A 1,291-nucleotide genomic window follows, 5' to 3' on the forward strand; every position below is an offset into this window, starting at 1 on the left:
GTGCCGCCGGTTGCCACCAAATCATCTACCAACAAAACGCGCGCGCCCGGCCTGATGGCGTCGGTATGGATTTCTACCGTTGCTTCACCATATTCCAAAGCGTAACTTTGAGAAACCGTATCAAACGGCAGTTTGCCTTTTTTGCGGATGGGGACAAAGCCGACGTTTAGCTGATAGGCCAAAGCCGCGCCAATAATGAAGCCGCGCGCATCCAAGCCCGCAACAACATCAACTTTTTGCCCCATATAGCGGTAAACCAGTAAATCGACCAGCAGGCGGAAATATTCTGCGCTTTGCAAAACGGGAGTGATGTCATGAAACAAAATCCCTTTTTGCGGCCAATTTTCAATTTTACGGATTTTGTCCGCCAAAGCTTCTACGCCCATTACTTCAGGATGAATCAACATCTCGACATTCCGAAATCAAAAAGTTTTTAACGCGATATTGTAGCGGTCATATGCGGACTTGCCAAATTAATCGATACAATAGCCAAATTTTGCAACATGCCGTCTGAAATTCCGAGAAACATTGTGTTGTGTTATAATTTACAGGTACATACCATCGACTAAACCACCATGCAAAATCATAAAAAAGGCAATATTTACATCATTTCTGCCGCTTCCGGCACAGGTAAAACGACCTTGGTGTCGCGCCTGTTGAAAAATCATGACGATATCCGTGTTTCCATTTCTCATACCACGCGCCAGCCGCGAGAGGGTGAGGAACATGGTGTACATTATCACTTTGTTCCCAAAGAAGAATTTGAATCATTGATTGAGCAAAGAGCCTTTTTGGAACACGCCAATGTGTTCGGCAATTATTACGGCACCAGCATTGCCGGCGTAAATTCGCTGAGCGAAGAGGGCTATGATGTAATTTTGGAAATCGATGTGCAAGGTGCGGCACAAGTGCGTAAATCGTTGCCTGAAGCCAGCAGCATTTTTATCCTGCCGCCTTCCTTTGAGGTATTGGCGCAACGTTTGATTGGCCGTGGTACAGACAGCGAAGAAGTTATTCAAACACGCCTTTCAAAAGCCCGTCATGAGATTGAGCAATCCGTTTTGTTCGATTACGTCGTCGTGAATGACGATTTGGATCGTGCCGAAGCCGATTTGTTCCACATTATTAAAGCAGGCCGTCTGAAAAAATCCTCTCAACAGGGATTTATCTCAAACCTGTTGGAAAATTCCTAAAAAACAGCGAAAATAACCGTTTATTTGAAACATAGAAAGAAAGCAAGCAAACATGGCCCGTATTACTACTGAAGACTGCACAGGTAAAATCCCTAACC

2 protein-coding genes are annotated in these 1,291 nt (G+C 44.8%); one reads left to right on the forward strand and one right to left on the reverse strand.

What is annotated here, in order from left to right:
• A partial coding sequence (locus ACTHUE_RS19255; protein ID WP_440424195.1) for an adenine phosphoribosyltransferase occupies positions 1 to 407 on the reverse strand: 407 nt, incomplete at its 3' end.
• Positions 408 to 575: 168 nt separating this feature from the next.
• On the opposite strand from ACTHUE_RS19255, the gene gmk reads away from it, so the two are divergent.
• A complete protein-coding gene (gene gmk / locus ACTHUE_RS19260) occupies positions 576 to 1,193 on the forward strand; it encodes a guanylate kinase (protein ID WP_070461392.1) in 618 nt (205 codons plus the stop codon).
• Positions 1,194 to 1,291: the final 98 nt, after the last annotated feature.

The organism is Neisseria sp. P0021.S005 (assembly GCF_051956955.1).

Excerpts from the sequence above, each read along its gene's own strand:
- gmk (WP_070461392.1), top strand. The coding sequence starts at position 576 with ATGCAAAATCATAAAAAAGGCAATATTTACATCATTTCTGCCGCTTCC.